This is a genomic window from Pseudomonas sp. KH_027, from assembly GCF_057838565.1.
In genome coordinates this window covers 3286525-3309141 of record NZ_CM174470.1, presented here as the reverse complement: position 1 = coordinate 3309141, position 22617 = coordinate 3286525, and the positions used below count along the sequence as shown (strand labels likewise).

General features: G+C 63.5%; 22 protein-coding genes and 1 pseudogene. 9 read left to right on the top strand and 14 right to left on the bottom strand.

Going from position 1 to position 22617, the window contains the following annotated elements:
• Positions 1-138: 138 nt before the first annotated feature.
• Complete coding sequence (locus AC3IYG_RS15510) at positions 139-1065, bottom strand: universal stress protein (protein WP_489309839.1); 927 nt, start codon at positions 1063-1065, stop codon at positions 139-141.
• 984 nt (positions 1066-2049) lie between these two features.
• Here AC3IYG_RS15510 and AC3IYG_RS15505 point away from each other — a divergent pair.
• A complete protein-coding gene (locus AC3IYG_RS15505) occupies positions 2050-3081 on the top strand; it encodes an AraC family transcriptional regulator (RefSeq protein WP_489309837.1) in 1032 nt (343 codons plus the stop codon).
• 68 nt (positions 3082-3149) lie between these two features.
• Here AC3IYG_RS15505 and AC3IYG_RS15500 read toward each other — a convergent pair whose 3' ends face one another.
• Entirely contained in the window at positions 3150-4604 is a 1455-nt protein-coding gene (locus AC3IYG_RS15500) for a TrkH family potassium uptake protein (RefSeq protein WP_489309835.1), read from the bottom strand.
• Positions 4605-4782: 178 nt separating this feature from the next.
• Complete coding sequence (locus AC3IYG_RS15495; RefSeq protein ID WP_489309833.1) at positions 4783-6237, bottom strand: TrkH family potassium uptake protein; 1455 nt, start codon at positions 6235-6237, stop codon at positions 4783-4785.
• A 210-nt stretch (positions 6238-6447) separates the two neighbouring features.
• On the opposite strand from AC3IYG_RS15495, the gene AC3IYG_RS15490 reads away from it, so the two are divergent.
• Positions 6448-7005 carry a nitroreductase family protein gene (locus tag AC3IYG_RS15490; protein WP_489309831.1) on the top strand — a complete coding sequence of 186 codons (558 nt, stop codon included), beginning with the start codon at positions 6448-6450 and terminating at the stop codon, positions 7003-7005.
• 62 nt (positions 7006-7067) lie between these two features.
• On the opposite strand, the gene AC3IYG_RS15485 is transcribed toward AC3IYG_RS15490, so the two are convergent.
• The 6 genes from AC3IYG_RS15485 to AC3IYG_RS15460 form a co-directional block, all read right to left on the bottom strand.
• Entirely contained in the window at positions 7068-8399 is a 1332-nt protein-coding gene (locus AC3IYG_RS15485) for a sensor histidine kinase (protein ID WP_489309829.1), read from the bottom strand.
• A gap of 85 nt (positions 8400-8484) precedes the next feature.
• The gene (locus AC3IYG_RS15480) at positions 8485-8898 is read right to left on the bottom strand and encodes a Spy/CpxP family protein refolding chaperone (RefSeq protein WP_489309827.1); all 414 of its coding nucleotides are present in this window, start codon (positions 8896-8898) and stop codon (positions 8485-8487) included.
• A gap of 113 nt (positions 8899-9011) precedes the next feature.
• Entirely contained in the window at positions 9012-9689 is a 678-nt protein-coding gene (locus AC3IYG_RS15475; protein ID WP_489309825.1) for a response regulator transcription factor, read from the bottom strand.
• A gap of 8 nt (positions 9690-9697) precedes the next feature.
• Positions 9698-10117: an SH3 domain-containing protein gene (locus tag AC3IYG_RS15470; RefSeq protein ID WP_489309823.1), complete on the bottom strand. Its 420-nt coding sequence runs from the start codon at positions 10115-10117 to the stop codon at positions 9698-9700.
• A 37-nt stretch (positions 10118-10154) separates the two neighbouring features.
• A complete protein-coding gene (locus AC3IYG_RS15465) occupies positions 10155-10454 on the bottom strand; it encodes a YciI family protein (protein WP_489309821.1) in 300 nt (99 codons plus the stop codon).
• Between the two features lies 1 nt (position 10455).
• Positions 10456-11058, bottom strand: coding sequence for a septation protein A (locus AC3IYG_RS15460; protein WP_489309819.1), 603 nt, complete (start codon positions 11056-11058; stop codon positions 10456-10458).
• Between the two features lie 103 nt (positions 11059-11161).
• On the opposite strand from AC3IYG_RS15460, the gene AC3IYG_RS15455 reads away from it, so the two are divergent.
• The 7 genes and pseudogenes from AC3IYG_RS15455 (at position 11162) to rluB (ending at position 17431) form a co-directional block, all read left to right on the top strand.
• Positions 11162-12025 (top strand): PHP domain-containing protein, encoded by an 864-nt coding sequence (locus tag AC3IYG_RS15455; RefSeq protein ID WP_489309818.1) that lies wholly within the window; start codon positions 11162-11164, stop codon positions 12023-12025.
• Positions 12026-12038: 13 nt separating this feature from the next.
• Complete coding sequence (locus AC3IYG_RS15450; RefSeq protein WP_489309816.1) at positions 12039-12668, top strand: L-threonylcarbamoyladenylate synthase; 630 nt, start codon at positions 12039-12041, stop codon at positions 12666-12668.
• Between the two features lie 47 nt (positions 12669-12715).
• The gene (locus tag AC3IYG_RS15445) at positions 12716-13930 is read left to right on the top strand and encodes a tryptophan--tRNA ligase (protein ID WP_489332112.1); all 1215 of its coding nucleotides are present in this window, start codon (positions 12716-12718) and stop codon (positions 13928-13930) included.
• A 72-nt stretch (positions 13931-14002) separates the two neighbouring features.
• Entirely contained in the window at positions 14003-14821 is an 819-nt protein-coding gene (locus AC3IYG_RS15440) for a segregation and condensation protein A (protein ID WP_489313927.1), read from the top strand.
• Between the two features lie 10 nt (positions 14822-14831).
• Positions 14832-15587: pseudogene (gene scpB, locus AC3IYG_RS15435) on the top strand (SMC-Scp complex subunit ScpB); the annotation flags it as partial.
• Between the two features lie 76 nt (positions 15588-15663).
• Positions 15664-15855: a DUF1289 domain-containing protein gene (locus AC3IYG_RS15430; RefSeq protein ID WP_489309814.1), complete on the top strand. Its 192-nt coding sequence runs from the start codon at positions 15664-15666 to the stop codon at positions 15853-15855.
• 172 nt (positions 15856-16027) lie between these two features.
• Positions 16028-17431, top strand: coding sequence for a 23S rRNA pseudouridine(2605) synthase RluB (rluB, locus tag AC3IYG_RS15425; protein WP_489309813.1), 1404 nt, complete (start codon positions 16028-16030; stop codon positions 17429-17431).
• Between the two features lie 135 nt (positions 17432-17566).
• Here the strand turns inward: rluB and AC3IYG_RS15420 are convergent, their stop codons facing one another.
• The 5 genes from AC3IYG_RS15420 to AC3IYG_RS15400 all read right to left on the bottom strand — a co-directional run bounded on the left by AC3IYG_RS15420 (position 17567) and on the right by AC3IYG_RS15400 (position 22584).
• On the bottom strand, positions 17567-18493 hold the full coding sequence (locus tag AC3IYG_RS15420; protein ID WP_489313926.1) for a GGDEF domain-containing protein: 927 nt from the start codon (positions 18491-18493) through the stop codon (positions 17567-17569).
• Between the two features lie 310 nt (positions 18494-18803).
• Positions 18804-19544 (bottom strand): YciK family oxidoreductase, encoded by a 741-nt coding sequence (locus tag AC3IYG_RS15415; RefSeq protein WP_489309811.1) that lies wholly within the window; start codon positions 19542-19544, stop codon positions 18804-18806.
• A gap of 135 nt (positions 19545-19679) precedes the next feature.
• Entirely contained in the window at positions 19680-20351 is a 672-nt protein-coding gene (mupP, locus tag AC3IYG_RS15410) for an N-acetylmuramic acid 6-phosphate phosphatase MupP (RefSeq protein ID WP_489309809.1), read from the bottom strand.
• On the bottom strand, positions 20351-21049 hold the full coding sequence (gene ubiG / locus AC3IYG_RS15405) for a bifunctional 2-polyprenyl-6-hydroxyphenol methylase/3-demethylubiquinol 3-O-methyltransferase UbiG (protein WP_489309807.1): 699 nt from the start codon (positions 21047-21049) through the stop codon (positions 20351-20353). Before ubiG ends, mupP begins: the two co-directional genes overlap by 1 nt.
• Before the next feature lie 197 nt (positions 21050-21246).
• A complete protein-coding gene (locus tag AC3IYG_RS15400; RefSeq protein ID WP_489309805.1) occupies positions 21247-22584 on the bottom strand; it encodes a TRZ/ATZ family hydrolase in 1338 nt (445 codons plus the stop codon).
• Positions 22585-22617: the final 33 nt, after the last annotated feature.

The window sequence follows — 22617 nt, the reverse complement described above, 5'->3', positions numbered from 1 at the left end:
TGGCCGAATGAGGTCACCCCGGTTCGGAACGCCCCAAAGCCCGCCCTCACGAAAACCACTTGGGGCGGGTGCAACCCGCGCAGCAATCCCAGCCAACACGGCAATTCCAACCCGCAGTGGCTGGCGAAATGCCTGAGGCTACAGGTTGTGGTTATGGTGGTTGTAGGGCCAGGTGGCTAGCGCGACCTGCGTCGTGGGGCTTTGCGCTGGAGCGGCCAGTTCCTCCAGATGGGTGATGATGTCATCCGGTTTGAGTACCAGAACGTCGCTCTCCAGGGTGTCGAGAATCATCTCGGCGGTGTTGCCGATCAAAACGCCGGAGAGACCGGTGCGGGCTACGTTGCCGATCACCGTCAACGCGGCGTTGAGCCTGTGCGCGATTTGCGGGATCAGCAAATCGGCCGAACCTTCCTCTATATGCAGGCGTTCGTCGTCGATGTTGAACTCGCTCTGCAAGGTTTTGCATTGCGTGCGATAGAAATCCTCGATGCTCTCCTTGAGCTGGAAGACCGGATCGTGTGACCCGAGCATGGGGTAGGGGTGGGCGCTCATCATGTGCAGGGTGCCGCCGGCCAGTTGGGCGATGTCGTAGCCGTGGCTGACGATGCCGGCATGCAGCACGCGGTGTCCGATATCGTCGTTGCCCACGTCTACAGCCGCGAGAATGGTGCCACCGGTCCAGGGTATGGCGGTTTTCACAATCAGCACCGGGCTGGGGCAATAGCGCAGCAGCTTCCAGTCCTCGGGGGTGAGCAGGGTCTTGGCCAGCGGATTGTCAGGCAGGTGCTGCTTGATCACTAGGCCGCAGCCCTCCGCCTGCTGTGCGGCGATGATGGTTTTGTGCGGGCTTTCATGCCAGGCCTGTTGGGCGCTGACGCTAAAACCCTCCTTTGCTAGGGCACCTCGCATGTCGTCCAGGTAAGCGGAATGCTTGAGTCGCTTGTCGCAGGCCAGCAGGTGCAGGTGCGACTGGGTGGCGCTGGCAATCATCCTGGCTCTGTTCAGAATCAGATCCTCAGGCTGCTGCGAATCCATCACCACCAAGGTGTTACGGATGGTATGCATGGGTATTCTCCCGCGTGAATACGGTTTTCAGGTGAACAGAGGCACAAGTGTTCTTGGCTAATGTTCCAGCGGGCGGGTTTGGTGCGCTGGTTGCCTAACCTTGCCGCTCTGTCCGTCAGTCGGAAGCTCACCCACAAACATCATGCACGCGACAGCCGAAGTCGAAGTTCGCCCCCTCAGTCAGATTGTTGCTGCCTGAATCGAACGGGCGTTGATGGTCACGGAACGAGGGCTGATCGCTCATGCAACTGCAAAAAGCTGCTTCCACAGCGCTGGTGCTGTTGTTCCACTGCATCTACATCGAGAAGGCCGAGTTTGAACACGCCCCCATGCCCGAGACCGAAGGGGCGCCTGGCTCCCTTCGACGTCGCTCATGCACGCGCCGACCCTCCTGTTCGAGTAGCACTCCCGGCTGTCCCACTCATTGGCGGATGCTCCGGGGCGTGCTGCGGCAGGCGTTACTACACAGGTAGACGCGAGGATCCCGTCTTGCTCGCTCAACGGTTTAGTGTGGGAGCCAGCAGGCTTGACAGCGAGGTAACTGGTCGGCTGGGCAAGTCGATTTATGCCTAAGAAATCCCCGCAAAGGTGCCGTCTGCTCTATGCATCAACCCAAGCCCTGAGCTATGGGCAGAGTCAAAGCTGTAGATGGCCCGCCGGCATTTACCGGCGGGCGCAGGGGAACCGCTCGGTCAGAATGGGCACTAATGAGGGGCTGTTTTTGGTCGTTTTCTGCCTGTCACGCCGCTCGCTGAAGCAAGAGAAGAGAAGGCGAGTAGCCCAGGGCGGGCAAGGAAGGAATGCCAATGTTGGCATTAAGCTGTCATTCTCTGGCCCATCTCAGCCACGCCACGCCCAATACGGTTTGCTGATACTGCCGTATAGCGCGTGGTGGCTGGTCTGGAAATCCCCCGGTAAGGGTTAGTATCCTTGCGCCGCCAGGCCGCGCTCTTGTGGCCACCATGGATAGAACAAGAAGGCGTCATGAGCGAGCGTACGACTTCCTCAAGCTGGGCCCTGGGCATCGTGCAGGCGCTGGAAATGGGCGGTGTCGACTGCCGTCGTTTGTTTTCCGAGTTGGGTCTGGACTACGCCGCCCTGGATGACCCCGATGCTCGTTTCCCTCAGGACGGCATGACTCGGCTATGGCAGCGGGCGGTGCAGGTTTCGGGCAATCCGGCGATTGGCCTGAACATGGCCAAGGTGGTACGCCCGGCGTCTTTCCATGTGGTCGGCTATGCGCTGATGTCCAGCCGCACCCTTAAAGAAGGGTTTGCCCGGCTGGTGCGCTATCAGCGGATCATCGGCGAAGGGGCGGACCTGAGTTTTCGGCCGACCCCCGAGGGCTACGCGCTGATGCTGACGATCCATGGCGACCGCCTGGCTCCCGCGCGGCAGAGCCCCGAGGCATCACTGGCCTACGCCCTGGCGTTCTGTCGCTGGATGACCGGCAAACCTATCCGGCCGCTGCTGGTCAGCTTCCAAGGCGAGCCGCCGACGGATCTGGAGCCATACAAGCAGGTCTTTCAGGCTCCCTTCCAGTTCAATGCCGAGCATTACGCGCTGTTGTTCGAGCGTGCCGACATGGAGTCGTCACTGCCAACGGCCAATGCGTCGCTGGCGCAGTTGCATGATCGCTTCGCCGGTGAATACCTGGCGCGCTTCTCCGAAAGCCGGGTGACCCATCAGGCGCGTCAGGTGCTCTGCCGGTTGCTGCCCCAGGGCGAGCCCAAGCGCGATACGGTGGCGCAGGCGCTGCACCTGTCGCAGCGCACCTTGCAGCGGCGTTTGCAGGATGAAGGCACCAGCTTCCAGCAATTGCTCGACGATACCCGCCGCGAACTGGCCGTGCAGTACCTGGCCCAGCCTAATCTGACGCTGCTGGAAACCGCCTACCTGCTGGGCTTTGCCGACCCGAGCAACTTCTTCCGGGCCTTCCGTCGTTGGTTCGATGCCACGCCTGGCGAATACCGCGCGGAGAATCTGCGCGCCGGCGCGCCGCCTGCGAAAGAGTGAGGCAGTTGGGGTTGACGAGGGGGTGATTTCAAGCGGCGTCCTCGCGGGCACCGGCCTCGGTAGTTCTGTCAGTGCCGCCAGAAGGCCGGGATGCACAGCACCAGCACGGTGATGATCTCCAGTCGCCCCAGCAGCATGCCCAGCGCCAGTAGCCACTTGGCGGCATCCGGCAGCCCGGCGAAGTTGCCGGCCGGGCCTATCACCTCGCCCAAGCCGGGGCCGACACCGGATACCGAACTGGCGGCGCCGGTCAGTGCGGTCATCCAGTCTAGGCCCAGCAGCGACAAACCGAGGGCGATCACGCAGATGGTGATGGTGAAGAAAAACGAGAAGGTCAGAATCGAGCGGACCACGTCTTCGTCCAGGCGGTGGCCGTTGTACTTCTGCTTGATCACCGCGCGAGGGTGAATCAGTTGGTGCAGGTTGGCCCTGAGCAGGATGTAGGCGACCTGAAAGCGGAAAATCTTGATCCCGCCGGCGGTCGAGCCCGAGCAGCCACCGATGAAGCCGAGGTAGAAAAAAATCATCAGCGAGAAGGTGCCCCACAGGCTGTAATCGCCCAGGGCGAAGCCGGTGGTGGTCAGCACCGAGGTGACGTTGACCGCTACATGCCGCAGCGCCTCCAGCCAGGGCAGGTCGGTGGTCAGCCAGTACCAGGTGCTCATCACCAGCCAGGTGAACAGCAGCAGGCCAAAAAAGCCGCGCACCTGCTCGTCCTTGATCAGCGCCCGGCGGTTGCCGCGCAGCGTGGCCACATACAGGGCGAAGGGCAGGCTGCCGAGGATCATCACCACCACCGCGACCCAGTGCACCGCCGGTTGCTGCCACTTGGCAAGCGATTGGTCGGAGGTCGAGAAGCCGCCGGTGGAGATGGCCGACATGGCATGGTTGATGGCATCGAACAGGGTCATGCCAGCCAGCCAGAACGCCAGGGTGCCGAACAGGGTGAAGCCGACGTAGGTCAGCACGATGAACTTGGCGACCATGTGCGAGCGCGGCATGACCTTTTCCGAACGGTCCGACGACTCGGTCTGGAACAGGCGCATGCCACCGATGCGCAGCAGCGGCAGGATCGCCACGGCCATACCGATAAACCCGATACCGCCCAACCAGTGCAGCAGCGAGCGCCAGATCAGGATGCCCGGAGACATGCTGTCCAGCCCGCTGAGTACCGTGGAACCGGTGGCGGTAATGCCGGACATGCTCTCGAAGAACGAGTCGGTGTAACTGATGTGCTGGGTCAGCAGAAAAGGCAAGGCGGCGAAGATGCTCACCGCGACCCAACTGCTGACAGTGAGCATGTACATGTCGCGCGGGCGCAACTGCACGTGCTCGGGTTTACCGGGTAGCACCAGGGCCAGGCCGGCGACAAAGGTGATCAGGCTCGACCAGAGAAAGGTATTGATCTCGGCGGCGCGCTCGAAAAGCAGCAGCGTCAGCATCGGCACGACCATGCTGATGGCCAGGGTAATCAGGAAAATGCCGATGATGAAACCGATGGTGCGCAGCGTCGGTGTGGCCATGCAGGGGGGCTCGGAAGGTGACAGGGCGCCATTCTAGCGGACGGCGTCGTGAGTTCGTTTAGCTATTGCGCAATCTGCAGGCAGGAGCGCGCGTGAGCGCTGAACATGCCACGCCGGCACTCCTGGCGCAGTACCTGAGTGCCGGGCGATAGCGTCGGCTCAGGCGCTGCGCTGGGGTTCAGTGCTTCCAGAACGCGGGAATGAAGAGCACCAGCACGGTGAGAATTTCCAGGCGACCGAGCAACATACCGATGGTCAGCAGCCACTTGGCCGCGTCCGGCAGGCTGGAGAAGTTGCCCGCCGGGCCGATGATCGGACCCAGCCCCGGGCCGACGTTGCACACAGCCGTGGCGGCGCCCGTCAGCGCGGTGACCCAGTCCAGGCCGATCACCGCCAGGCCGAGGGCGATGACGCCGATGGTGATGGTGAAGAAGAACGAGAAGGTGATCAGCGAACGAACGATGTCTTCATCGAGGTTGTGGTTGTTGTACTTCTGTTTGATCACCGCGCGCGGGTGCACCAGCTGCTGCAGGTTGGCCCTGAGCAGCACGTAGGCGACCTGAAAACGGAATATTTTCAGGCCGCCGGCGGTGGAGCCCGAGCAGCCGCCGATGAAGGTCAGGTAGAAGAACAGCAACACCGAAAAGCTGCCCCACAGGGTGTAGTCGCCGAGCGCCACGCCGGTGGTGGTGACCACTGAGGTGACGTTGACCGCGACGATACGGAAGGCGTCCAGCCAGCTGTGCTCGGAGTTGAGCCACAGCCAGGTGCCGAAAATCAGCCAGGTGAGCACCAGGAAGCCGACGAAGCCACGCACCTGGTGATCCTTGATCAGCGCTTTGCGATGCCCGCGCAGGGTCGCAACGTACAGGGTGAAGGGCAGGCTGCCGAGCATCATGAACACCACGGCAACCCAATGCACCGCCGGTTGCGGCCAATGCGCCAGGGATGAGTCGGAGGTGGAGAAACCACCGGTGGAGATCATCGACATCGAATGATTGACGGCCTCGAAACCGGTCATGCCGGCCAGCCAGAAGCACAGGGTGCCCAGTGCGGTAATGCCCACGTAGACCAGCAGAATGTACTTGGCGGCCATGTGCGAGCGTGGCATGACCTTCTCGCCCCAATCCGAGGACTCGGTCTGGAACAGGCGCATGCCGCCGACCCGCAGCAGCGGCAGGATCGCCACCGCCATGCCGATAAAGCCGATGCCGCCCAGCCAGTGCAGCATCGAGCGCCAGATCAGCAGGCCCGGCGAGGCGCTGTCCAACCCGGTGATTACGGTCGATCCGGTGGTGGTGATGCCGGACATGGTTTCGAAAAAGGCATCGGTGTAGCTGATGTGCTGAATGATCACCATCGGCAGCGCGGCAAAGCAGCAGACCACAACCCAGCTGGCCGTGGTCAGGAAGTACATGTCGCGGGGCCGTAGATGTGCATTCTCCGGGCGGCCGGGGGCCATTAGAGCGAAGCCGGTGAGCGCGGTGATCAGGCTTGACCAGAGAAAGGCATTGAGGTCGTCGGTGCGTTCGAACAACAGCAGCGTCAGCATGGGGATCACCATGCTGAGGGCCAGGGTGAGCAGAAATGTGCCGAGGATGAAACCGATGATGCGCAGGGTCGGCAGGGCCATATAGTCAGGCTCGGAGGTGGCAGGGCGCCATTCTACTCGCGCCGCAGGGCCTGTAAATCAGCCTTTTTGCAGATTGGCTGGAGTTTTCCATCTTGCGCGTTTGCCGGCGTGCAGCGCGTGGTCATTGTTACTCCGGCGGGAGCGTTATCGCGGCGGCTGCAGTGACCGGATCGGCTAGAATGCGCCCTGTCTTTCTTTTGGAGGTGGCCGATGGAGGCTCTCGACGCTCTGCTCAACCGTGTTTCCGCGCCGCGCCTGGTCGAACCCGCACCCGATGCGGCGCAGCGCGAGCTGCTGTTTCGTGCGGCCTTGCGGGCGCCGGATCATGGTCAACTACGACCCTGGCGTTTTCTCACGGTCGAGGGCGCCGCGCGCGTGCAACTCGGCGAGTTGCTGGCCACGGCGCTTAGCGCGAACTCGGAGGCGGTCACCCCAGAGGCCTTGAGCAAAGCGCGAGCGATGCCGCTGCGCGCACCGCTGCTGATCGTGGTGATCGCCCGTTTGCAGGAGCACTTCAAGGTTCCGCGGCAGGAACAACTGCTGGCGGCTGGCTGCGCGGCCCATGGCATTCTGCTCGCCGCCCACGCCCAGGGGGTCGGCGCGGTCTGGCGCACTGGCGAGCTGTCCTACAACGCCAGGGTGGCCGAAGGCCTGGGCTTGAGTGCGAACGAGCAGATCATCGCCTTTCTTTATCTCGGCACACCAGAGCGTGAGTTGCGTACCCCGCCAGAGCTGGCGGTCAGCGACTTCGTCAGCGCCTGGCCGTAACAGCCGTCAATGGGCGTAGGTTGGGCGGCGTTCCGCAAAGCCCAACATTCTTCCCGTCCCGCTTAGATTTCGCCTGCCGTCAGCGGCAGTTCCAGCGTGGCCACGAAACCGCCGTCCGGATGGTTGGCCAGGTTCAGGCTGCCGCCATGGCGTTCGGCGGCCCGGCGCGCAATTGCCAGCCCCAGGCCATGCCCGGCCGCGCTTTGCTCCGGTGCGCGGAAGAACGGTTCGCCGAGTCGCGGCAAATGCGCGCTCAGCACGCCGGGGCCATGGTCGCGCACGCTGAGCAGCAAGCGCTCGCCCTGGCGCTGCGCCCGTAGCTCGATCGGCTGACCGGCTGGGTTGAAGCGCAGGGCATTGCGCAGCAGGTTGTCCAGCGCGCGTGCCAGCATGTCCGGCCAGCCTTGCAAGCTCAGCCCAGGTTCTATATCGATGCGAATTTCCTGCTCCGGGGCACTCAGTTGCGCCTCCTGCTGCTGACCCTCGAGCAGGCTCGGCAGGTCGATCGGTTGGGCCGCGCCCGGTTCGGCATCCAGGCGGGCGAGGGCGAGGATCTCGCTGATCAGGGCTTCCAGGCGATCGCACTCGCGTGCCAGGCGTGGCCACAGCTGTTCGCGTTCGGCCGACTCGGCGCGTTCGGCCAGGGCCAGGGCGATGCGCAAGCGCGCCAGCGGCGAACGCAGTTCGTGGGAAACATCGCGCAGCAGTTGCCGCTGGCTGCCGATCAGGCCTTGCAGGCGCGCGCCCATGCGGTTGAAGTCGCTGGCCAGCACGCCGAACTCATCGCGGCGGTTGGCCAGACGCGCCAGGCTGTGCTGCTGGTAGGTGGTCTGCCCGAGGTCATGCACGGCGCCGCGCAGGCGGCTGAGCGGGCGAGTGAAGGACAGCGTCAGCAGCAGGCTGAACAGGCTCAGGACCACCAGCGTGATACCCAGGGCGCTCAGCGGCCAGAGCAGGCTGCCGCGGTGCCAGGCATCCAGTTCCGGGTGCGGAATGCGGTAGATCAGCAGGTAGGTTTCGCCACTTGTAGGGCTGGTGTATTCACTGGTCAGGCGGCGCCAGGGCAGGCGTCGCTCGTCATCATGTCGCCGCGCTTCGAGGGCGGCCGCACGACGTGGGAAGGTGCCGTGGATGACCGCCTGGCCGTTCTCGTCGAGCACCTGGGTGTCGATGTGGTGATTGCGTTTGCGCTGCTCAAGAAAGTCCTGCGCGGCTTGCCTGCCTTGCGTTTCATAGATCTGCGTCCAGCGTTCGGCAAAATCCTGCAGGCCCGGGTGCTGGCTGAGAATCCAGGCGTCCTGGTTCAGCGCCCGACCAAGCAGCATGGACAAGCCGGCAACCAGGGCGATGGCCAGCCAGAAACTGGCGAAGATGCGCCAAAACAGTGAACGCACAGGAGCTCCTCAAACGAACAAAGCCCATCCAGCAGCAGTGTGTTGGATGGGCGGGTAGCTTACGGCTTTGCGGGCCGTGGCCAGATTACTGGGCTTTTTGCGCTTTCTCGGCTTTCCAGGCTTCGAATTCAGCGCGTTCGGCACGGCGTTCCTGCTGCTGCTTCTGCAGTTCGTCGAAGGCTTTCTGTTGTTCCGGCTTGAGCAGGGCGCGGATCTCGCTCTGGGTTTTGTCGTGCTTGGTTTTGAGCTCGTCCTGCATGGCTTTCTGCTCGGCTGCGGGCAGCTTGTCCAGGTAGCGTTTGGTGATCTCCTGGCGGCTGCGCATTTGCTCGCCCATCAGCTTGCCGACGGCATGCCGCTGCTCTTTGCTCAGGTCCAGCCGTTTGAACATCATCTGCGAGCCGTGCTCGCCGCCGTGGCGTGGGCCGCCTTCGGGCATGGCCATGGCGAAAGTCGGCAGGGCTGCAGCGAACAGGACGGCGATAAGGGTCTTGCGCATGGTGTATCTCCTTGTCTCGATTCCGGCCAGTTGCCGGATGTGCCCAGTCTAGGGAAGGCAAGGTCAAGGGCGGTCAGGCAAGGGTAAAGCTTAGGTAAAGGCCGAACAGGGCTTCAGGCGCTGTAATAGTAACCACGGCTGCGCAGAGCAAGGATGCGCGGCTGGCCGTCTGGGTGTGGGCCGATTTTTTTGCGCAGGTTGCTGACGTGCATGTCCAGGCTGCGGTCGTACAGGGTCAGTTTGCGCCCGAGCGCCAGTTGCGCCAGCTCCTGTTTGTCCAGTGGCTCGCCCGGCTGGCGCAGCAGGGCTTCGAGCAGGCGGCTTTCGGAAACGGTCAGGATCACTTCGTGGCCGCCTATGGTGGCCACGCCACGGGCCGGGCTGAAGCTCAAGTCGCCCAGTTCCAGAAGGCTGGAGGTGGCCACCGGCAGGCTGCGGCGCAGTACGGCGCGCAGCCTTGCGGTCAGCTCGCGCGGATCGCAAGGTTTGGCCAGGTAATCGTCGGCGCCGAGCTCCAGGCCGAGGATGCGATCCAGTGGCTCGCCACGGGCCGAGAGCATCAGCACCGGAAGTTCAGGGTGGTCGCTGCGCAGCTGCTTGAGCAGCTCCAGGCCGCTACCGTCGGGCAGCATCACATCCAGCACGACAACCGCTGGCGCCTGTGCGGCGAGTGCCGCGCGGGCGCTATTGCCGTCATGACAGGCGCTGACTTGAAAGCCTTCCTGGCTCAGCCAGCTGGCGAGCAGTTCGCAGAGTTCACGGTCATCGTCGATCAGCAGTAGGTTGGGCATGGCTGGGCTTAGTTGATCCATTCACGGCGGGTTTTACGGCTACCACGTAGCAGCGCGCCGCAGAGCATTGCAGCGAGTGCTACGCCGGCGCCAATCACGAACCACTGCTGTTGTTCGCTCAACAGGCTCGGCGGTTGCTGCGCCTGGGCTTCCTTGAGTTGCAGCTTGAGGCGCTGGTTGTCCTGGCGCAGCCGCGTCAGTTGTGCGTTCTCGCGTTCGCCGCTGGAGCTTTGCAGCTGTGCGTTCAGCTCACCGCGCTGCTGTTCGCTTTCCGCCAGGCGTTGTTCCAGGGTGTCGATTTGCATTTGCGCCGCCGAAGCAGCGGCCAAGGTTGGGTCGTTGCCTGCTGCGGCCGTTACTTCTTCGGCGTGCAATGGGCCAGTCATCAGTAACACAGCGAACAGCAGGGAAAGCGGGCCTTGGCGCATCGGAACTCCTATTTCCTGGTTGGTCGGGCGGGTACTGCTAGGGGAGCACGAGCTTGAAGGGTTTTACCAGTACGCTGGCGTAGACCCCGGCCGCCCGGTAGGGATCGGCGTCGGCCCAGCCTTGGGCGGCGCTGAGGGATTCGAACTCGGCGACGATCAGGCTGCCAGTGAAGCCGGCGGCGCCAGGATCATTACTGTCGACTGCCGGGTGCGGGCCGGCAAGTACCAGGCGGCCTTCGTTCTTCAGCTGTTCCAACCGTGCCACGTGGGCGGGGCGGGCGGCCAGGCGGTTTTCCAGCGAGTTGGCTACATCGGTGGCTATGATCGCGTAGAGCATGTCAGTCCTTGGTTTTGGTGGCAGACGGGCCGGGTTCGACATCATGGATGTGGCGTGCGAGGAACAGGCCTTGGCCGATCAGGAACAGCAGGGTCATGCCCAGGCTGCCGAATACCTTGAAGTCGACCCAGATGCTCTGGAAAGTGAATGCGACGAACAGGTTGGCGGCGCCGCTGACGATGAAGAATACGATCCAGGCGATGTTCAGGCGGGTCCAGATCACATCGGGCAGGCTGATGGCATGGCCCATGATGCGCTGGATCAGCAAACGCTCACCGATGAAGTGGCTGCCGGCAAATGCCAGGGCGAACAGCCAGCTGACCACGGGGGCCTTCCATTTGAGGAACGTCTCGTTGTGGAAGGCCAGTGTCAGGCTGCCGAACACCAGGCAGGCGACCAGGGTCAGCCACTGGCTTTTCTCCAGCTTGCGCTGCATGAGGAAAATAGTGCCGTAGACCACCGCCGAGCTGACGATCAACATCGCCGTGGCACTGAAAATACCGCCTAGCATGTAAGTATTGCCGGCCAGTTCAACCGCCCGGGGATCGAGCTTGTAAACGATGAAAAACAGGATAAGCGGGATGAAGTCGATGAATTGTTTCACAGTGGCAGCCAGAAGCAGGATGTGCCGGCATAATAACAAACCAGACCAGTAGGGAAACGCTGAACGCATCAGAGTTTCCCGCGGTTATAGAGAGAAGCACTCAATGAACGTCGATCTGCACTGCCACAGCACAGCCTCCGATGGCGCCCTAGCGCCTGCCGTGGTTGTCGCGCGCGCCCATGAACGGGGTGTGCGGATGTTGGCGCTGACCGATCATGACACTCTGGAAGGCCTCGAAGAGGCGCGTGCCGCCGCCGCTGCGCTGGATATGCAACTGATCAACGGTGTGGAGTTGTCCTGTACCTGGGGCGGGGCGACCATCCATGTGCTCGGCTATGGCTTTGCCGCCAATGCGCCGGCGCTGCTGCAGGCGATTGCCGACCTGCGCGATGGCCGCTGGTTGCGCGCCGAAGAAATCGACAAACGCCTGGAAGCCAAGGGTATGCCGGGGGCGCTCGAAGGCGCGCGGGCTTACCAGCAGGAGTTGGGCGACAGCGGCAATGCGCCGGCGCGGCCGCACTTCGCTGAGTTCATGGTGCGGGCCGGGCATGTGCGCGATCGCGGCGAGGCATTTCGCAAGTGGTTGGGCTCCGGCAAGCTGGGCGATGTCAAACAACACTGGCCGACCCTCGAAGAAGCGGTCGGTACGCTACGCGAGGCCGGCGCCTGGGTCAGCCTGGCGCATGCCTGGCAATACGACTTCACCCGCAGCAAGCGGCGCAAACTGATCGCCGATTTCATCCAGGCCGGCGGCCATGCGCTAGAAGTGGTCAATGGCATGCAGCCGGCCGAGCAAGTCGGTAGCCTGGCGATTCTGGCCCGTGAATTTGGTCTGCTGGCGAGTGTCGGCAGTGATTTCCACGCCCCGGGAGACTGGTCCGAGTTGGGCATGTACCGCCCGTTGCCCGACGATCTTCCGCCACTCTGGTTACGTTTCGAGCATGTCCAGCAGCCTGCTGCCCTCTGAACAGGGAGTTCCCATGAGTCAATTCTTCCAGGTGCACCCGGAAAACCCGCAGGCGCGCCTGATTAAGCAGGCGGTGGAAATTATCAAGGCCGGCGGGGTGATCGTCTACCCGACGGACTCTTCCTACGCACTGGGCTGCCACATTGGCGAGAAAAGCGCGGTGGAGCGGATTCGCCGCCTGCGCCAACTGGACGATAAACACAACTTCACCCTGGTCTGCCGCGACTTGTCGCAACTGGGGCTGTTCGCCAAGGTCGATACCGGCGCGTTTCGCCTGCTCAAAGCCCATACACCGGGGCCTTACACCTTCATTCTGAGTGCCACCCGCGAAGTGCCGCGCATGCTGCTGCACCCCAAGCGTCGGACCATCGGCCTGCGGGTGCCAAGCCATCCGATCGCCCAGGCCCTGCTGGCGGAGCTCGGCGAGCCGCTGATGAGCGTCAGCCTGATTCTGCCTGGCGAGGAGGTGCCGATGAGTGATCCTTACGAGATGCGCCAGATGCTGGAGCATCAGGTCGACCTGATCCTGGATGGCGGTTTTGGCGGCCTGGAAGCGTCGACCGTGATCAGCCTGGTCGACGATGAAGCCGAAATTATCCGTGTCGGTTGCGGTGATCCGTCGCCATTTGCGGGCGGCGCCTAGGTGCTGGCTATAATCGGCTTTCTGTCTGTTCGCTAAAGGAACTCTGCTTGAGCCTTGTCGATTCCCAGCGGCGCGTGCTTTCGGGTATGCGCCCCAGTGGCCGTTTGCACCTTGGTCACTACCACGGCGCGCTGAAGAACTGGGTCAAGTTGCAGCATGAATACGAGTGCTTCTTCTGCATCGTCGACTGGCATGCGCTGACCACCGATTACGACGAAGTCGGGCAGATTTCCCAGCACGTCATGGACATGGCGGTGGACTGGCTGGCCGCGGGCGTCAGCCCCAGTTCGGCGACCCTGTTCATCCAGTCGCAGGTGCCGGAGCACGCTGAGCTGCATCTGCTGCTGTCGATGATCTGCCCGCTCAGCTGGCTGGAGCGGGTGCCCTCCTATAAAGAGCAGCAGGATCAACTGCACCACAAAGACCTCGGCACCTATGGTTTTCTCGGCTATCCCTTGCTGCAGGCCGCCGACATCCTGTTGTACCGAGCCGGCCTGGTGCCGGTCGGTTCCGACCAACTGCCGCATATCGAGTTTGCCCGCGACGTCGCGCGGCGCTTCAACCACCTGTACGGCCGCGAACCGGGCTTCGAGGACAAGGCCGAGGCGGCGATCCTCAAACTCGGCAAGAAAACCGCCAAGCTCTATAACAGCTTGCGCAAAGCCTTTCAGGAGCAGGGCGATGTCGAGGCGCTGGAGACCGCGCGGGCGCTGCTCAAAGAGCTGCAAAGCGTCACCCTCGGGGATAAGGAGCGCTTGTTCGGTTACCTGGAGGGCGGCGGCAAGGTGCTGTTGCCGGAGCCGCACGCATTGCTCAGCGATTCACCGCGGTTGGCCGGGCTGGACGGCGGCAAAATGTCCAAGTCCAATAGCAATGCCGTCTACCTGCGCGACAGCGCCGATGACGTGGAAGACAAGCTCAACCGCATGCCGACCGACCCGGCGCGGGTCCATCGTAGTGATCCGGGTGATCCGGCGCGCTGCCCGGTGTGGCCCTTGCATGAGGTTTACTCCAGCGACGAGACGCGGGCCTGGGTGCAACAAGGCTGCAAAAGCGCCGGCATCGGCTGCCTGGACTGCAAGGCGCCGCTGATCGAGGCGGTTCAAATCGAACTCAAACCTCTGCAAGCACGCGCCATCGATTACCAGGACAGCCCGGAGTTGGTGCGTAGCATCCTCGCCGAGGGCGCTGAACGGGCCCGCGATGAGGCGCGTGAAACCTTGGTCGAAGTGCGTTCGGCCCTGGGTTTGAATTACCGCTGACCCGTTCTAGTCCCGTCACGGGCGCTGCCCCGGTATAGGCAGTTGCCCGCCCCAGAGGAATATATGCAGGACATTTCGCCAGTAGATCCGCCAGACAGCCAGGCCGGTGCGCAGCAGGAGTTGCCGTTCGCCCTGGTGTACGGCAAGGCCGTCACCGAGATGCCGCTGGATCTGTATATCCCGCCGGATGCGCTGGAGGTGTTCCTCGAAGCCTTCGAAGGCCCGCTCGACCTGTTGCTGTACCTGATCCGCAAACAGAACATCGACGTGCTGGATATCCCGGTGGCGGAAATCACCCGCCAGTACATGGGCTATGTCGAATTGATGCAGTCGGTGCGCCTGGAGCTGGCCGCCGAGTACCTGGTGATGGCCGCAATGCTCGCCGAGATCAAGTCGCGCATGCTGCTGCCACGTTCCAGCGCGGTGGAAGAGGAAGAGGACGACCCGCGTGCTGAGTTGATCCGTCGCCTGCAGGAGTACGAACGCTACAAGGCCGCGGCCGAAGGCATCGACCAGCTGTCGCGGGTCGGTCGCGATCTCACCGTGCCGCGCCTGGATGCGCCGGAGGCGCGGGCGCGCAAGCTGTTGCCCGATGTCAGCCTGGAAGAGCTGTTGCTGTCGATGGCCGAGGTGTTGCGCCGCGCCGACATGTTCGAGAGCCACCAGGTCACGCGCGAAGCGCTGTCGACCCGCGAACGCATGAGCGACGTGCTGGAGCGGCTCAAGGGCGGGGCCTTCGTACCGTTCGTGGCGTTGTTCAGTGCCGATGAGGGCCGCCTCGGTGTGGTGGTGACCTTTATGGCGGTGCTCGAATTGATCAAGGAATCCCTGGTCGAGCTGGTGCAGAATGAAGCCTTTGGGCCTATCCATGTGCGTGCGCGAGCCGAATAAGAGCTGATAGATGAACCTGACCGACCCCCGCGAGCTGGCCTCGCTACTCGAGGCTTTCCTTCTGGCTTCCGGCAAGCCGCAGTCGCTGGAGCGGCTGTTCGAGCTGTTCGAAGAGGCTGAGCGGCCCGAGCCGGCCGTGTTTAAAAAAGCCCTGCTGCTGCTGGAGAAATCCTGCGCCGGGCGCGCCTTCGAGCTGAAGGAAGTGGCCACCGGTTACCGTTTGCAGGTTCGCGAACAGTACGCCCCCTGGGTTGGCCGGCTGTGGGAGGAACGCCCGCAGCGCTACTCCCGCGCCATGCTGGAAACCCTGGCGCTGATCGCCTATCGCCAGCCGATCACCCGTGGCGAGATCGAGGATATCCGTGGCGTGGCGGTGAACAGCCATATCGTCAAAACCTTGCTCGAACGCGAGTGGATTCGCGTCGTCGGTTACCGCGACGTGCCGGGCAAGCCGGCGATGTTCGCCACCACCAAACTGTTTCTCGATCACTTCAACCTGAAAAACCTCGATGAGCTGCCACCGCTGGCTGTGCTGCGCGAGTTGGAGCCCGAGCCGCTGTTGGCCTTCGGCGATGATGATGTGCCGGTACCGAGCGACTTGCAGGCCCGCGCTGACTTGGCCGATACGCCAGAGGAGGCGCTGGAGGCGCGGGATGAAACCAGCTTCAGCAGCCTGTTGGCGGAGTTGGATTCGATGGAGCAGGGCCTGAAAACCGATTTCGATGATTTGGCCGACGTGGAGCCGGACGACGAGCAGGAAGAAGCCCTGCCGGACGAGCAAGAGGCGAGCCGCGACTGAGCGGGCAGTCATCGTTGGTGGGGAAAGGGGCGTGGGAGGCGGGATGAGTGAAACCAAGAACCCCTGCATCAAGGTGTGTGAGTTCGAGCGGCGCATCTGCCTGGGGTGCGGCCGCAGTCGTGCCGAGATCAGGGGCTGGAAGGCGTTTGACAAGGCCGATAAACGCGCCGTCCTGGCCGAAGCCGCGCTGCGGTTGCTGAGCCTGGCGGCCACGGGGCGGCGTAAAAAACGCTAGCAGGCGAAGACTTCGAGCGCGGAGCTGGGCGCCTGGCTGCTCTTTCATCGGCTCGTGTCCGCCAGGGTTGGCCATATACGCTAGGCTTGCAAGGCTGCGCAGCGTATGATGCGCGCCCCTCGGCGAGTCCTCGCCGCAGGCGATCAGATTGCTACACCGGGAGGTGCCCAGAATGAGTGAGTCCGAAGAATACAGCCCCGCTGGCGAAAAACTGCAGAAAGTCCTGGCGCGCATAGGCCTGGGCTCGCGCCGCGACGTGGAAGCCTGGATCGGCGAAGGTCGGGTCAAGGTCAACGGCAAGCCCGCCACCCTCGGTCAGCGTGTCGATCTGCACGACGCCATCGCCATCGATGGTCGCCTGCTCAAGCGCGAAGAGGCTGCGGAAGAAACGCGCCGCGTGCTGATCTACAACAAGCCCGATGGCGAAATCTGCACCCGCGACGACCCGGAAGGTCGCCCCACCGTATTCGATCGCCTGCCACGGCCGAAAGATGGCCGCTGGATCAATATCGGTCGCCTCGACATCAACACCACTGGCTTGCTGATGTTCACCACCGATGGTGAGCTGGCCAACCGCTTGATGCACCCGTCCTACCAGATGGACCGCGAATATGCCGTGCGCGTGCGTGGCGAAGTCGATGAGGACATGCTCCTGCGCTTGAAAAACGGCGTGCTGTTGGAAGACGGCCCGGCGCGTTTTACCGATATCAAAGAAGCGCCCGGCGGCGAAGGCTTCAACCACTGGTATCACTGCGTGGTGATGGAAGGCCGCAACCGCGAGGTGCGGCGCCTGTGGGAGTCCCAGGGTCTGGTGGTCAGCCGCCTGAAGCGCGTACGTTTCGGTCCGGTGTTCCTGACATCCGATCTGACCATGGGCCGCTGGCGCGAAATGAGCCAGAGCGAAGTGGACATCCTCAGTGCCGAAGTCGGCCTGGCGTCCGTCACTCAGCAGGGTATGAAAGCCAAGACCCGCGAGAAGCTCGACCGCCTGCAGCGCAAATCGGCCAAGCCCGTGGGTCGTGGCGAACGCCCGGTGCGGACTTTGCGTCCCGCCCATGGTGGTGGCCCTGCCGTGAATAGCGAAGGTGGCGAGCGTCCGTCCCGCACTCCGCGTTCCGAGGCGGGTGAGCGCCCTGTGCGCGCCCCGCGTGGCGAGGGTGCTGAGCGTCCGCAACGCAGTGGCGAACGCCCGGTGCGCAGCCCGCGTCCGGAAGGCGGCGAGCGTCCGCAGCGTAGCGGTCCGCGTACCGACTCGAGCGAGCGTCGCAACCCGCGCCCTGAGGCTGGCGAACGTCCGCAGCGCAGCGGGCCGCGCTCCGACTCCGCCGAGCGTGGTTCGCGCACGCCGCGTCCAGCCGCTGGGCGTGGTGAGCAGAACCGTGGCACGCCATTGGCCGAGCGTCCGAGCGATGTGAACAAGAAGCGTCCAGGCAACGGTAAAACCGGCCGGCCGGGTATCGAATTGGCTGATCGGCCGGCGCGCAAGCCCGCCGGTGCGCCAGCCAAGCGCCGTGGCCCGCCGACTGGCGAAGGTCAGCGCCCGGGTTTCGGTCGCGGTCGCAAGCCGGAGAAGTAATCCGGCCAATCAAAAAAAGGGGCTCATTGAGCCCCTTTTTTTTGGGTCTGTCACTTTGCAGGGTTCCCACCTTCGCGGGAGTGACGGGATGCCAGAAGTGCTCCGTCGTCCCCGCGAGGGCGCGGAGCTAAAACCTCAGCCGGCCATGGTCAGGCGGTTACGGCCATCGCGCTTGGCAATGTAGAGCGCGTTGTCTGCGCGGCGCAGCAGGCTCTCCACCGACTCCCCGGGCAGCAGGCTGGCGCAGCCAAGGCTGGCGGAGAGTTCGATGGCTTGCCCTTGGGCCAGGCATTGCAACTCCTGCACCGCAGAGCGCAGGCGCTCGCCGACCATCGCGGCGGCTTCGCGGTTGGTATTGGAGAGCAGGATCAGAAACTCTTCGCCACCGTAGCGAAAGATCATGTCGATGTTGCGCAACTGCGCCTTCATGGTTGTCGCCAGCGCTTTCAGCACTTCGTCGCCGATGCTGTGGCCGTGGCTGTCGTTGATCCGCTTGAAGTGATCGACATCCAGCATCAGCAGCGACAAGGGTTGCAGGTTGCGCCGGGCCAGGTCGACTTCACGCTGCAAGGCCTGATCCATGGCGATCCGGTTGCCGGTGTCGGTCAAGGGGTCGCGCAGGGCGCACTGCACGGCCGCGCGATAGAGCAGGGCATTGCGCAGCGGAAAGAGCAGGCTGGCCAGAAGGGATTCGAGGTGGCTGAGTTCTTCTTCGGTGAAGCGCTGGTTGCGCCGGAAGATCAGTTCGCCAAGGTATTCGCCTTCATGGCTCAGGCGGTAGCCGGCGGAGTGGCTGGCGCGTTCGCCAAGCTCGAGGCGCAGGTCGCTGGCCGGCTGTTGATAGGCCAACGCATCCAGAGGCACCAGGCGTTTAACCTCGCGGAAAAACAGGCTGATGATCCGTTCGGCTTCCAGGCTGGTCTGCAACTGCAGGCTCAGTTGCTGGCGCAATTGGGCCAGGCTGACCGGATGCAGGGATTGCGTGCGGTTGCTGGAGAAACCCAAGCGCTGCAATTTGGCAGCGTCGAAATCGATGGTGTTGGTCTTGCTCGGGGGAACCATAGGCATACCTCTGGCGCGGGGCGCGGCGACAGGGTGTTAGAGCGAAATTCGTGCCAGAGGGTTCATTTTAATTTAAGTCCTTTATTTTCAATTCCTTGTGTTGTTTGTCTGATGGCGTGCGGCCAGCTTTTGCCGGTTGTTTGGCGAAAGCTGGCAATGTGATGCCGATCACATCAGGGGGTTGCCGGTTTCCCGTCGCGAGCCTGGCTGGTTGCTGATTCGGGTGCGGCGGCGGGGCGTGCGGCAGACCGTGTCCGAAGCATTGCCGACGCAGCCTGCCGAGGCTTTGAGGTGGAAGGGTGGGCTGGGATTATTGCGCGTCGAAGGCCTGGCCGTTGACCCCGATACTGTCCGGGCCCATCAGGTAAAGGTAAACCGGCATGATCGCTTCGGGCAGCGGGTTGTTCGTCGGCTTCTCGCCCGGGTAGGCCTGGGCGCGCATGTCGGTGCGGGTGGCGCCCGGGTTGACGCTGTTGGCGCGGGCGCCGCTGGTGCCGTCGAGTTCGTCGGCGAGGGTCTGCATCAGGCCTTCGGTGGCGAACTTGGACACCCCATAGGCACCCCAGTAGGCGCGGCCCTTGCGCCCGACGCTGCTGGAGGTGAAAAGCACGGAGGCGTCTGGCGAGAGTTTCAGCAGTGGCAGCATGGTGCTGGTCAGCATGAACATGGCGTTGACGTTGACGTGCATGACGCGCATGAAGTTATCGCCGGACAGCTGTTCCAGTGGCGTGCGCGGGCCAATGATCGAGGCGTTGTGCAGCAGGCCGTCGAGGCGCCCGAATTCGTTTTCGACCATGGCGGCCAGTTCGTCGTACTGATGCGCCAGAGCGGTTTCCAGGTTGAAGGGAATGATCGCCGGTTGCGGGTGGCCGGCGGCTTCGATCTCGTCATACACCTGGGTCAGGTTCGCTTCGGTCTTGCCCAGCAGCAGTACGGTGGCACCGTGGGCGGCGAAGGTCTTGGCGGCAGCGGCACCAATGCCACGGCCGGCGCCGGTGACGAGGATCACGCGATCCTTCAGCAGGTCGGGGCGGGCAGAGTATTGAAACATCGTAAAGTCTCTCTCATTTGTAGGGGGGATTAGCGCAGCGTAATCCACCAATGCCGCCACAGGCGGCACCTTGCGGTACCGATGGTGGATTACGCCGCTTTGCGGCTAATCCACCCTGCGCCTGCCGTCAGTCGTTCAGCAGCTGCACAGCGCCCGGTCGAGTACGGCGCGCAGCTGCAACGGGTGATCGACCACCACATCGGCGCCCCAGTGCGTGGGGTTGTCGTCCGGGTGGATATAACCGTATGTCACGGCAGCGGTCTTGGTGCCGGCCGCGCGTCCCGATTCGATGTCGCGCAGGTCGTCGCCGACGAACAGCACGCTGGCCGGCTCCAGGCCCAGCTGGCTGCAGGCGAGTAGCAGCGGCTCGGGGTCCGGCTTGCTGTTTTTCACGTGATCCGGGCAGATCAGCACGGCCGAGCGCTCTGCCAGGCCGAGCTGCTGCATGATTGGCGCGGCGTAGCGCACGGGTTTGTTGGTGACCACGCCCCAGATCAGCTTGGCTTGCTCGATGTCGGCCAGCAGTTCGAGGATGCCGTCGAAAGGTCGGGTCAGGACGGCGCAGTGTTCCTGATAACGTTCGAGGAACTCCAGGCGCAGTGCTTCGAACTCGGCCGATTGCGGGTCCGCGGCGAAGGCGGCGGCGACCATGGCGCGGGCGCCACCGGAAACCTGATCGCGGATCAGTTTCTCCGCCAGGAGGGGCAGGCCGTGGGCGACGCGCATGGCCTGGGTGATGGCAATGAAGTCCGGCGCGCTGTCGAGCAGGGTGCCGTCCATATCGAAAAGAACCGCTCGCAGGCGCATCAGGCTTCCTTCAGGGTCTGGATCATGTAGTTGACGTCCACGTCGGCGGCCAGCTTGTAGTGCTTGGTCAGCGGGTTGTAGGTCAGGCCGATGATGTCCTTGACCTCAAGCCCGGCAGCCCGGCTCCAGGCGCCCAGTTCCGAGGGGCGGATGAACTTCTTGAAGTCATGGGTGCCGCGCGGCAGCAGGCGCATCAGGTATTCCGCGCCGATGATGGCGAACAGGTAGGCCTTGGGGTTGCGGTTGATGGTGGAGAGGAACACCTGGCCGCCCGGCTTGACCATGGCAAAGCAGGCGCGGATGACCGAGGCGGGGTCGGGCACGTGTTCGAGCATCTCCAGGCAGGTGATCACGTCGTACTGCTCGGGCATTTCTTCGGCCAGCGCTTCGGCGGTGATCTGCCGGTATTCCACCGAGACGCCGGACTCCAACTGATGCAGCTGGGCAACGGCCAGCGGTGCTTCACCCATGTCGATGCCGGTGACGGTGGCGCCGCGCTGGGCCATGGCTTCGCTGAGGATGCCGCCGCCGCAGCCGATGTCCAGCACCTTCTTGCCGGCCAGGTTGGCGCGCTCGTCGATCCAGTTCACCCGCAGCGGGTTGATGTCGTGCAGCGGCTTGAACTCGCTTTCGCGGTCCCACCAGCGGTGTGCCAGGGCGGCGAATTTGGCGATTTCGGCGTGGTCGACGTTGCTCATGATGCGGTCCTCAAATCCAGAAATTCGGCTTGTGGAAGCGGTTATCCCAATCAAGCGCCATGCGGTTCCGTGGGGCGTACTCGCGAGGCGGTACGCCAGCTGTTTGTTGGGTTCCCGTCTTCACGGGAATGATGCAAGCAGGGCTCGGTGTCTTCATGGCTCTGCGGCGGGCTGTGCGCTTCGCTCCTGAGTCCGCCCTAGTTGCCGGGTCGGGTTGCAGCGATCTTCCTGCCCCACGCCTGAGCGCGGGCGATCAATTTCTCTTCGTCCAGGCGCGTCAGGCGGCGGTCGTCGAGCAGTTGCTTGCCGCCTACCCAGACGTGCCTCGCGCAGTCACGGTTGCTGGCATAAAGCAATTGCGATACCGGGTCGTAAACAGGTTGCTGGGCCAGGCCGGACAGGTCGAAGGCCACGATGTCGGCGGCCTTGCCGACCTCCAGCGAGCCGATCTGGTCGTCCAGGCCGAGGGCGCGGGCGCCGTTGAGCGTGGCCATGCGCAATGCGCGGTGCACATCCAGGGCCTTGGCCGAACCGGCCACGGCTTTGGCCAGCAGCGCCGCGGTGCGGGTTTCGCCGAGCAGATCCAAATCATTGTTGCTGGCCGCACCGTCGGTGCCGATCGCCACGTTCACCCCGGCCTGCCACAGGCGTTCCACCGGGCAGAAGCCGCTGGCCAGCTTGAGGTTGGATTCGGGGCAATGGATGACGTTGCTGTTGCTTTCTACCAGCAGTTGCAGGTCGTCATCGTTGATCTGGGTCATGTGCACGGCCTGGAAGCGCGGGCCGAGCAGGCCCAGGCGCGCCAGGCGGGCGAGCGGGCGTTCGCCGCGCTGCTCCAGGCTCTGTTGCACCTCGAAGGCGGTTTCCTGTACGTGCATATGAATGCCGGCGTCCAGCTCCTCGGCCAGCATGCAGATGTTTTCCAGCTTGTCGTCGCTTACGGTGTACGGCGCGTGCGGGCCGAAGGCGACTTTGAGGCGTGGGTGCACTCTGAGGTCGTCGAACAGGGCCAGGCCTTTGCGCAGGGCTTCGTCGGCGTCGCGGGCGCCGGGAATCGGGAAATCCAGCACGGGAATGGTAATTTGCGCGCGGATACCGCTCTTGTGCATCAATTCGCTGGCAACTTCCGGGAAGAAGTACATGTCGGAGAAGCAGGTGATGCCGCCTTTCAATTGCTCGGCGATGGCCAATTCGGTGCCGTCGCGTATGAATGCCTCATCCACCCACTTGGCTTCGGCCGGCCAGATGTGCTGTTCCAGCCAGTTCATCAGTGGGGTGTCGTCGGCCATGCCACGGAACAGTGTCATCGCTGCGTGACCGTGGGCGTTGACCAGGCCGGGGGTGAGCAGCATGCCCGGCAGCTCGCGCACTTCGCGGGCGGAATGCTTGAGGGCCTCGGTGCGGGGCGCGATCAGGGCGATACGGCCATCGCGGATGCCCAGGCCATGCGCGTGCAGCACTACGCCGGCGGGCTCGACAGGCACCAGCCAGGTTGGCAGGAGCAGCAGGTCGAGCGGGGCAGCGTGGTCGGGCATGATGGCTTCCAAGGGCATATCCTGAGGTCGATG

Coding starts and splice junctions, on each gene's coding strand:
- AC3IYG_RS15455 (WP_489309818.1), top strand. CDS start 11,162: ATGAACGTCGATCTGCACTGCCACAGCACAGCCTCCGATGGCGCCCTA.
- AC3IYG_RS15465 (WP_489309821.1), bottom strand. CDS start 10,454: ATGCTCTACGCGATCATAGCCACCGATGTAGCCAACTCGCTGGAAAAC.
- AC3IYG_RS15510 (WP_489309839.1), bottom strand. CDS start 1,065: ATGCATACCATCCGTAACACCTTGGTGGTGATGGATTCGCAGCAGCCT.
- AC3IYG_RS15505 (WP_489309837.1), top strand. CDS start 2,050: ATGAGCGAGCGTACGACTTCCTCAAGCTGGGCCCTGGGCATCGTGCAG.
- AC3IYG_RS15495 (WP_489309833.1), bottom strand. CDS start 6,237: ATGGCCCTGCCGACCCTGCGCATCATCGGTTTCATCCTCGGCACATTT.
- AC3IYG_RS15430 (WP_489309814.1), top strand. CDS start 15,664: ATGAGTGAAACCAAGAACCCCTGCATCAAGGTGTGTGAGTTCGAGCGG.
- AC3IYG_RS15475 (WP_489309825.1), bottom strand. CDS start 9,689: ATGCCCAACCTACTGCTGATCGACGATGACCGTGAACTCTGCGAACTG.
- AC3IYG_RS15450 (WP_489309816.1), top strand. CDS start 12,039: ATGAGTCAATTCTTCCAGGTGCACCCGGAAAACCCGCAGGCGCGCCTG.
- AC3IYG_RS15400 (WP_489309805.1), bottom strand. CDS start 22,584: ATGCCCGACCACGCTGCCCCGCTCGACCTGCTGCTCCTGCCAACCTGG.
- rluB (WP_489309813.1), top strand. CDS start 16,028: ATGAGTGAGTCCGAAGAATACAGCCCCGCTGGCGAAAAACTGCAGAAA.
- AC3IYG_RS15420 (WP_489313926.1), bottom strand. CDS start 18,493: ATGGTTCCCCCGAGCAAGACCAACACCATCGATTTCGACGCTGCCAAA.
- AC3IYG_RS15500 (WP_489309835.1), bottom strand. CDS start 4,604: ATGGCCACACCGACGCTGCGCACCATCGGTTTCATCATCGGCATTTTC.
- AC3IYG_RS15480 (WP_489309827.1), bottom strand. CDS start 8,898: ATGCGCAAGACCCTTATCGCCGTCCTGTTCGCTGCAGCCCTGCCGACT.
- mupP (WP_489309809.1), bottom strand. CDS start 20,351: ATGCGCCTGCGAGCGGTTCTTTTCGATATGGACGGCACCCTGCTCGAC.
- ubiG (WP_489309807.1), bottom strand. CDS start 21,049: ATGAGCAACGTCGACCACGCCGAAATCGCCAAATTCGCCGCCCTGGCA.
- AC3IYG_RS15490 (WP_489309831.1), top strand. CDS start 6,448: ATGGAGGCTCTCGACGCTCTGCTCAACCGTGTTTCCGCGCCGCGCCTG.
- AC3IYG_RS15470 (WP_489309823.1), bottom strand. CDS start 10,117: ATGCGCCAAGGCCCGCTTTCCCTGCTGTTCGCTGTGTTACTGATGACT.
- AC3IYG_RS15415 (WP_489309811.1), bottom strand. CDS start 19,544: ATGTTTCAATACTCTGCCCGCCCCGACCTGCTGAAGGATCGCGTGATC.